7 protein-coding genes are annotated in these 7,888 nt (G+C 70.1%); 5 read left to right on the forward strand and 2 right to left on the reverse strand.

Going from position 1 to position 7,888, the window contains the following annotated elements:
• Nucleotides 1-27 precede the first annotated feature (27 nt).
• The 5 genes from MET9862_RS19485 to MET9862_RS19505 all read left to right on the forward strand — a co-directional run bounded on the left by MET9862_RS19485 (nucleotide 28) and on the right by MET9862_RS19505 (nucleotide 5,917).
• Nucleotides 28-1,044 carry a carbon-nitrogen hydrolase family protein gene (locus tag MET9862_RS19485; RefSeq protein ID WP_142584550.1) on the forward strand — a complete coding sequence of 339 codons (1,017 nt, stop codon included), beginning with the start codon at nucleotides 28-30 and terminating at the stop codon, nucleotides 1,042-1,044.
• 71 nt (nucleotides 1,045-1,115) lie between these two features.
• Complete coding sequence (locus MET9862_RS19490; protein ID WP_142584551.1) at nucleotides 1,116-2,444, forward strand: substrate-binding protein; 1,329 nt, start codon at nucleotides 1,116-1,118, stop codon at nucleotides 2,442-2,444.
• 8 nt (nucleotides 2,445-2,452) lie between these two features.
• Nucleotides 2,453-3,328, forward strand: coding sequence for a branched-chain amino acid ABC transporter permease (locus MET9862_RS19495; RefSeq protein WP_142584552.1), 876 nt, complete (start codon nucleotides 2,453-2,455; stop codon nucleotides 3,326-3,328).
• Entirely contained in the window at nucleotides 3,328-5,226 is a 1,899-nt protein-coding gene (locus MET9862_RS19500; RefSeq protein WP_142584553.1) for a branched-chain amino acid ABC transporter ATP-binding protein/permease, read from the forward strand. Before MET9862_RS19495 ends, MET9862_RS19500 begins: the two co-directional genes overlap by 1 nt.
• Nucleotides 5,213-5,917: an ABC transporter ATP-binding protein gene (locus MET9862_RS19505; protein ID WP_142584554.1), complete on the forward strand. Its 705-nt coding sequence runs from the start codon at nucleotides 5,213-5,215 to the stop codon at nucleotides 5,915-5,917. The genes MET9862_RS19500 and MET9862_RS19505 overlap by 14 nt, the downstream gene beginning before the upstream one ends.
• Before the next feature lie 43 nt (nucleotides 5,918-5,960).
• On the opposite strand, the gene MET9862_RS19510 is transcribed toward MET9862_RS19505, so the two are convergent.
• Both MET9862_RS19510 and MET9862_RS19515 read right to left on the reverse strand, forming a co-directional pair.
• The gene (locus MET9862_RS19510) at nucleotides 5,961-6,839 is read right to left on the reverse strand and encodes a DUF3108 domain-containing protein (RefSeq protein ID WP_142584555.1); all 879 of its coding nucleotides are present in this window, start codon (nucleotides 6,837-6,839) and stop codon (nucleotides 5,961-5,963) included.
• Between the two features lie 417 nt (nucleotides 6,840-7,256).
• Nucleotides 7,257-7,775, reverse strand: coding sequence for a MarR family winged helix-turn-helix transcriptional regulator (locus MET9862_RS19515; protein ID WP_142584556.1), 519 nt, complete (start codon nucleotides 7,773-7,775; stop codon nucleotides 7,257-7,259).
• Nucleotides 7,776-7,888: the final 113 nt, after the last annotated feature.

A 7,888-nucleotide genomic window follows, 5' to 3' on the forward strand; every position in this document is an offset into this window, starting at 1 on the left:
GTAAGCTGCCTCACGAAAAGGTGAGTCATGCTTCCACGCTTCAAAGCCGCTGCGGTTCACGCCGCCCCCGTCTTCCTCGACGCCGCCGCCACAACGGAGAAGGCCGTCGCGCTGATCCGTGAGGCGGCGCGGGCCGGTGCTGCCCTGGTCGCCTTCCCGGAGACCTTCATCCCGGCTTTCCCGGTCTGGGCCGCCCTCTCGGCCCCGATCGACAACCACGACCTGTTCGCTCGGATGGCCGAGCAATCGGTGCGGGTCGACGGGCCCGAGATCGCCCGCATCCGCGAGGCGGCGAAGGCCTCAGGGATCGTCGTCTCGATCGGCATCAGCGAGCGCTCCCCCGTGAGCGTCGGCTGCCTCTGGAACACGAACCTGCTGATCGGCGAGGACGGCAGCCTCCTCAACCACCATCGCAAGCTGGTGCCGACCTTCTACGAGAAGCTCGTCTGGGCGGCGGGCGACGGGGCCGGGCTGAAAGTCGTCGAGACCTCCATCGGCCGGATCGGCCAGCTGATCTGCGGCGAGAACACCAATCCGCTCGCCCGCTACAGCCTGATGGCCCAGGGCGAGCAGTTCCACATCTCGTCCTGGCCCCCGGTCTGGCCGACGCGGCGGCCGAAAGGCGGCGGCAACTACGACGTGGTCGCGGCCAACCGCATCCGCACCGCCGCCCATTGCTTCGAAGCGAAGGTGTTCGGCCTCGCCACTGCGAGCGTCCTCGACAAGGCCGCCTTCGACCTGCTCGCGGCCCACGACCCCGCCGCCGCCGAGGTCCTGGAGGGCACGCCGCGCCCCCCGACCTTCTTCCTGGACCCGACCGGCGCCCAGATCGGCGAGGTCCTGCAGGACGAGGGCATCCTCTATGCCGAGATCGACCTCAACGCCTGCGTCGAGCCCAAGCAGTTCCACGACGTCGTCGGCTACTACAATCGTTTCGACGTGTTCGACCTCGCGGTGAACCGGCGCCGGCTCGAGCCCGCGCAGTTCCGCGACGGGCCGCCCCGCGCCGCCGAGCCCGCCGCCGCCGAGGCCGACGGCGCGTGACTTGCTCGCACGGCTACGTCCGCAGGTTGTGCCGACCCGCCCCCGCTGATCGCCCAAACAGGAGTGACTCCATGCTGTTCGACCGTCGCAAGCTTCTCCTCGGGGGTGCCGCGGGCCTGATCCTGCCGGGGCTGGGGCGCGGCGCGCTCGCGCAGGGCGCTCCCATGAGCCCGGCGCAGATCGGCACCTTCCCGGAGGGCGTCTCCGCCGACTCGGTCTTCGTCGGCCTCAACATGCCGCTGACCGGCGTGTTCTCGGGCGACGGCAAGGATCTGAGGCTCGGCTATGAGCTGGCGATCGCGCAAATCAACGCGGGCGGCGCGATTCCCGCGGCCTGGGGCCTCAAGGGCAAGGGCGTGCTCGGCCGCCAGATCCGCTACAAGGTCGCGGACACGGAAGGGAAGCCCAACGTCGCGGTCCAGGCCGCGACCCAGTTCGTGCAGCGCGACAAGGCGATCCTGTTCCAGGGCTCGGTCAGCTCGGCCGAGGCGATCGCGCTCGAGGAATTGGCCTCGCGCGACAAGGTCCTCTACATGGTCGGCATCGCCGGCTCGAACGACGTCACCGGCAAGAACTGCCAGCGCTACGGCTTCCGCTCGCAGCAGAATGCCTACATGGCCGCCAAGGCGCTCGCCCCCGTCGTCGCCAAGGCGCTCGGCAAGAAGCTCAAGGCCGCCTTCCTCGTCCCGGACTATACCTACGGCCAGACGGTCTACGATTCCTTCGCGAAGTTCACGAAGGAGCAGGGCTGGACACAGGTGCTGAAGGAGACCGTTCCGCTCGGCACGGCCGATTACAGCTCGGCTCTGCTCAACATCGCCAACAGCGGCGCCGATGTCTTCGTCAACATCTGCTTCGGGTCGGACGCCGTCGCCTCCACAAAGCAGGCCGAGCAGTTCGGCATCCTGTCCAGCATGAAGCTCGTGGTGCCGAACCTGTCCTCGTTCCAGGACAAGGAGGTCGGTCCCGAGCTGATGCAGGGCGTCTACGGCTCCTGCGACTTCTGGTGGACGATCCAGGATCGCTACCCGCTCGCCAAGACGTTCGTCGAGACCTTCTCCGAGAAGAACAAGTACAAGCCCCGCTGGGGCGCGCATATCGGCTACATGCAGACCTATCTCTGGGCGCTCTCGGTCGAGCGGGCGGGCGGGTTCAACCCGGTCGACGTGATCAAGGTCATGGAGGCCTCGAAGAGCCAGCCCTACGAGAGCACGGTCGGCCGCGTCTATTTCCGCGCCGAGGACCACCAGATGGTCCGGCCGATCCCGATCCTGAAGGGCAAGGCGCCCTCGGCCATGACGGGCCCGGAGGACTTCTACGAGGTCATCGACGTGGTCGACGGCGAGAGCGTGATGAACCCGCCCGACCTGTTCGGCTGCAAGCTCGGCTCCTACACCTGAGCCGCCCGATGCCGAGCACCGCCGCCCTTGTCTCCCAGGCCTTCAACGGCCTCGCCCTCGGCAGCCTGCTGGCGCTCGTCGCCAGCGGGCTCACCATCATCCTCGGCACCCTAGGGGTCCTGAACTTCGCCCACGGGGCCCTGTTCGCGGTCGGCGCCTACACCGCCTTCGTCATGATGCAGGCCACGCACTCCTTCGTGCTGGCCCTTCTCGGCGGCTGCGCGATCATGCTGATCATCGGCTTCGCGATGGAGCGGCTCGTCATCCGCCACTTCTACGCGCGGCCGGACGAGGACCAGATCCTCGTGACCTACGGCATCGGCATCGTCCTGGTGGAGGCCCTGCGGGCCTATTTCGGCGGCAACAGCCAGCGGGTGCCGGTCCCCTCCTGGGGCATCGGGGCGACCAAGCTCGGCTTCATGGTCTACCCGACCTACCGGCTGCAGCTCATCGGCATCGTCGCCGCGCTGCTGGCGGGCCTCTACCTCGTGCTCTACCGGACCTCGGTCGGCCTCGTCGTGCGCGCCGGTATCGAGAATGCCGGCATGGTCGGCATCCTCGGCATCGACGTGCGGCGCACCTTCCTGTTCGTCTTCGCGGTCGGCATCGTCGCGGTGGGGCTCGCCGGCATGCTCTACGCCCCCGTCGTCGCGGTGACGCCGGACATGGGCGCGAGCTTCATGGTTCAGTCCTTCGTGGTGATCGTGCTGGGCGGGCTCGGCTCCTTCCCCGGCGCCGTCATTGGCGGCCTGATCGCGGGCGAGATCATCAGCCTGACCAGCGCCTTCGACTCCGCCTATTCGGAGGTGATGCTCTACGGCCTGATGGCCCTCGTCCTGGTGGCGCGGCCGCAGGGGCTGTTCGGCACGGAGGGCCGGGTCTGATGCCGGCTCGTCTCCGCTCCGTCCTGCCGGAACTGGTGCTGCTCGCGGTCCTCGCCGCCGCGCCCGTCCTGCTGCCGCCGCTCGGCTTCTCGCACGACCTCCTCAGCCGCGCGCTCAACTGGGCCCTGTTCGGGCTCGGACTCGACATCCTGTTCGGGCTCGCCGGACTGCTCTCCTTCGGGCAGGCCGCCTTCTACGGTATGGGCGGGTTCGTCGCCGCCTATCTGCTCGTCTCCGGCACGATTCAGAGCGTCTGGCTCGCGCTCCTCGTCGGCACGGTCGCGGCGGGCGTCCTCGGCCTCGCCGTCGGCTGGCTCGCGGTGCGGCGCATCGGCATCTACTTCGCCATGATCACCCTGGCCTTCGGCCAGATGGCGTATTTCATCGAGAACTCGCCGCTCTCCGACTATACCGGCGGCGAGAACGGCATCGCGGGCGTGCCCGTGCCGGTGCTGGGCTTCGGCGCCTCTGCCGTGAAGATCACCGCCGGTCTGCCGATGTACGCGTTGCTTGCGGTGGCCTTCTTCCTCGGCTTCGTGCTCGCGCGGCGCATCGCCAACTCGCCGGTCGGCCTGATCCTCAAGGCCGTGAAGGAGAATACCGGCCGCGTGGCCATGCTCGGCCACGACGTGCCGGCCTACAAGCTCGCCGCCTTCACCATCGCGGCGCTCTATGCGGGGCTTGCCGGCGCCATGCTCGGGCCCTTCCAGAGCTACATGCCGCCCGACGCCTTCGCCTTGGAGACCTCGGGCCAGCTCGTGGTGCAGACCATCGTCGGCGGCGTCGGCACGCTGGTCGGGCCGCTGGTCGGCGCCGCCCTGTGGCTCTGGCTGCGCGACAACCTCCAGCTGATCCCGGGCTTCGGCCCCCTCTGGAAGCTCGTCCTCGGCCTCGCCTTCATCGGCCTCGTCATGGGCCTGCGCCGGGGCATCTGCGGCGAGATCCTTCACCGTTGGCGCATCCACCGCGACGCCGCCCGCCTCAGAGCGGCGCAAGCCCGGACCGAGGCGATCGAGGCGGGCGCCGCCACGGCCGCCCCGACCATCGCTGCGGATGTCGCCCTGCCGATGCCGCGGCCGTCCATCGATGCGCGCGACGCCGAGGCCGAGATCGCCATCGAGGCCCGCGGCCTCGCCCGCCACTACGGCGGCCTGAAGGCGGTCGACGGCGTCAGCTTCGTCGTCCGGCGCGGCTCGATCCATGCGGTGATCGGGCCGAACGGCGCGGGCAAGAGCACCCTGTTCAAGATGCTCTCCGACGAGGTCTCGCCGAGCGCCGGCGAGGTCCTGCTCTTCGGGGAGCGCCTGACCGGGGCCGGCGTCACCCGCGCCGCCCAGCGCGGCGTCGCCAAGAGCAACCAGCTCAACCAGCTCTTCCTCGGCCTCACGGTGCGCGAGAACCTGCGGGTGGCGGCCCTCGCCCGGGCGCGGGGCCGCTTTCGTCTCGACCTGCTCCTGCCCGGCGCCGGCCGGCCCGAGGTCGAGGCACAGATCGACGCGATGCTGCGGCTGCTCGACCTGACCGAGCGGGCGGAGACCCCGGCGAGCGTCCTCGCCTATGGCGAGAAGCGTCGCCTCGAGATCGGGATGGCGCTGGCGACGAGCCCGAACGTGCTCCTCCTCGACGAGCCGCTCGCCGGCATGAGCCCCTCCGAGCGGGCCGCGACCTGCGCCCTGATCCGCCGGATCGGCCGCGCCTGCACGGTGGTGCTCGTCGAGCACGATCTCGACGCGGTGTTCGGGCTGGCCGAGCGCATCACGGTGCTGAGCGAGGGGCGCCTCCTCGCGGATGGCCCGTCCGAGGCCGTGCGGCGCGATCCCGCCGTGCAGAAAGCGTATCTGGGCGCCGTGCAGGACGATGCGGCCCATGCGGGGGAGGCCGTCCATGAGCCTGCTTGAGGTCGAGCGGATCAACACCCTCTACGGCGACTCGCACGTCCTGTTCGATGTCTCGCTGCATGTCGCGGAGAACGAGGTCGTGGCCCTGCTCGGGCGCAACGGCGCGGGAAAGACCACGACGCTGCGCAGCCTGATGGGCGTGCTGAAGCCCCGCTCCGGCGCGATCCGACTCAATGGCCGGCCGATCCAGGGCCTGGCCCCGGCACGGATCGCCCGGGCCGGCATGCAGCTCGTGCCGGAAGAGCGCGCCGTCTTCGGCGGGCTGACCGTCGAGGAGAATCTGCGCGTCGCCCGCCTCACGGCGGAGAAGCCCTGGCCGCTCGACCGGATCTGGGAGGTGTTCCCGCGCCTCAAGGAGCGCCGGACCTCCCGCGGGCGCACGCTCTCGGGCGGCGAGCAGCAGATGCTCTCGATCGCCCGCGCCCTGATCCGCGACCCCTCCCTGATCCTGCTCGACGAGCCCTTCGAGGGGCTCGCCCCCCTCATCGTGCAGGATCTCGTGGAGCTGACCAAGCGGCTCGCCGCGGACGGCCGTACCATCGTCGTCGTCGAGCAGAACGTGGCGGCGGTGCTGAGCTTCGCCGACCGGGTCTACGGCTTCAACAACGGCCACGTGGTCTACGAGGGCCGTGCCGCCGATCTCCGCGCGGATGCCGCGCCGATGCGCGGATTCATGGGGCTGGCGGCGTAAGCGGGGCGATGCCCGGTGCGGCGCCTCGGGCTGTCCGGACCGGTCAGCGCGCAGCGGGCAGGCTGACCTTCACGGAGGGCCGGCCTGCCTCCTCCGCCGGTCGGTCGGGGCCGCCCCAGCGCCGGGCCTCGATGCGAACCGTGCCCCAACCCGTCGCCACGGAGATCGCGAGAGGCAAGAGGACGCCGTCGAGGGCCGGCGCGAGGCGGACCTGCATGTCGTCGTTCGCTGCCATCCGGCGCACATTCGGCCCATTGGCGCGGTGCCCCGCGATCGGGACCCAGCGCACGCGGCAGTCGAGGGCGGGACCGCGATAGGCGCCGTCGCGCACGGTGACGAGGCTGCCGCGCGACAGGACGAGATCGGCCCGCGAGGCCCCGTCGAAGACCGGGATGCGCCGGTCGCACAGGCCGGACGCGAGCGGCGCGGAGCCTGCAGGGATCGCGAGCATGGTCAGGGGATCGACGATGCCGGTCCGGTCCTGCGGCGTCACCGGCACCCGGTCCGCTCGCGGCGTGGGCTCGGGCTCGACGGTGACGTCGCGGGCCCGTCCGTCCGCGATCTGCATCGCCACGCGGATCGGCTTGCCGGCGTAGCGGCTCTCGACGTGGAAGGCGCCGCTCACCGCGCCCGTCCGGCCGCGGCGCCCGGATACCGTGGCGGTGCCGGATCCATCGACGAAGAACCCGGCGACGCCGCGCAACCCCGCGCCGAGATCCAGGGCATAGCGCTCGCCGTCCCTGCTGATGGCCAGGTTCGCCTCGCCGACGGGCAGGCCGAGGAAGGAGATGTCGTAGGTCGCGGTGAAGTGCCCGGACGGCTCCGCCGCAGCGTGGCTGGCCAGTCCGAGGGGGGCCAGCACGAGAAGCGTTGCACCGGCTGCGGCGCGCGCCGATCCGGCAGGGTCGAGGCGATGATGCATGGGCGGGGCCCTCCGCCCGCGGATCCGAAGCCTACAGAGGTGATGTGCCGGCCACAATCCGCGGCACCGTGCGCCGAGAGCCGTCGGGAGCGGCTCTCAGAGCCTGTTTGAGCGGGATCGACGGATCGTCACGCAGAGATCCGGCTCGTCCCACCCATCCACCTCAGGATGAGGTCGAGGAGGGGATTGGCCGAGTGAACACCGGCTCGATCCGATCAAACAGGCTCTCAATACCAGACCTCGATGAGCCTGACTCATCGAGGTCTGCCCGCGCACAGGGGGACGGATCTTGGCGGCGGTCGTCCGCCGGGCCTTGGTGAGGCCGACCATCGGTCGGCATCACCGAGAACGGGTATAAGTCGTTGTTCTAACGCGCTCTCTTTCGCCGAACCGGTGCCCACGTCGTCGGAGAGCGCTTCAATCGAGGTCGGCGCCGCCCCGCCGGTCATCGTGGCCCGCGATGACCCGCCTCAGCAGGCCGATCAGGAGGGCTTGGTCTTGCGCATCGAGGGCCGCCACGGTCAGGGCGTGAGCCTCGTGGGCAGCGGCTTCCATGGCGGCGTGCAACGCCTCGCCCGCCGGCGTCAGGCGGCAGAGCTGGGCACGGCGGTCCGCTGCCGAGGTCGCCCGGTTGACCAATCCGCGGGCAGCGAGCCGCTTGAGGGCCCCTGTCGTCGTGGTCCGGTCGAGGGCGACCGCGTTGGCAAGCGTCGTCTGGTCGGCCGCGCCGAGATCGCGCAGCAGCGAGAGCAGGCTGTACTGCAGCGGTGTGACGCGAAATGCAGCACACCGCTCCGAAAACAGGCTGACGTGGATCTGATGCATCCGGCGCGCGAGGAAGCCTGGCCGCTCGGACAGGGGCCATGGCGCTGCGCCCGCAGTGCCGGCCTCCAGGTCCGGCGCGCTCGCCCTGCTCTCCGCCACCACCTCATCCATCCACGACCTCCTTAGAACTGATGCGGTGGATGCCCCCACCGACCGGCATCTCGTATGCCTGATGGTTGAATCGGAACCGATCATAGGGGTCATCGATGACGACGATCAGCATG

The sequence above is a fragment of the Methylobacterium symbioticum genome (genome assembly GCF_902141845.1).
In the GTDB taxonomy this organism is placed as follows: Bacteria; Pseudomonadota; Alphaproteobacteria; order Rhizobiales; family Beijerinckiaceae; genus Methylobacterium; species Methylobacterium symbioticum.

Bases quoted from the DNA above. Each gene is read 5' to 3' on its own strand.
- MET9862_RS19510 (WP_142584555.1), bottom strand. From the start codon at position 6,839: ATGCATCATCGCCTCGACCCTGCCGGATCGGCGCGCGCCGCAGCCGGT.
- MET9862_RS19505 (WP_142584554.1), top strand. From the start codon at position 5,213: ATGAGCCTGCTTGAGGTCGAGCGGATCAACACCCTCTACGGCGACTCG.
- MET9862_RS19485 (WP_142584550.1), top strand. From the start codon at position 28: ATGCTTCCACGCTTCAAAGCCGCTGCGGTTCACGCCGCCCCCGTCTTC.
- MET9862_RS19490 (WP_142584551.1), top strand. From the start codon at position 1,116: ATGCTGTTCGACCGTCGCAAGCTTCTCCTCGGGGGTGCCGCGGGCCTG.
- MET9862_RS19495 (WP_142584552.1), top strand. From the start codon at position 2,453: ATGCCGAGCACCGCCGCCCTTGTCTCCCAGGCCTTCAACGGCCTCGCC.
- MET9862_RS19500 (WP_142584553.1), top strand. From the start codon at position 3,328: ATGCCGGCTCGTCTCCGCTCCGTCCTGCCGGAACTGGTGCTGCTCGCG.
- MET9862_RS19515 (WP_142584556.1), bottom strand. From the start codon at position 7,775: ATGGATGAGGTGGTGGCGGAGAGCAGGGCGAGCGCGCCGGACCTGGAG.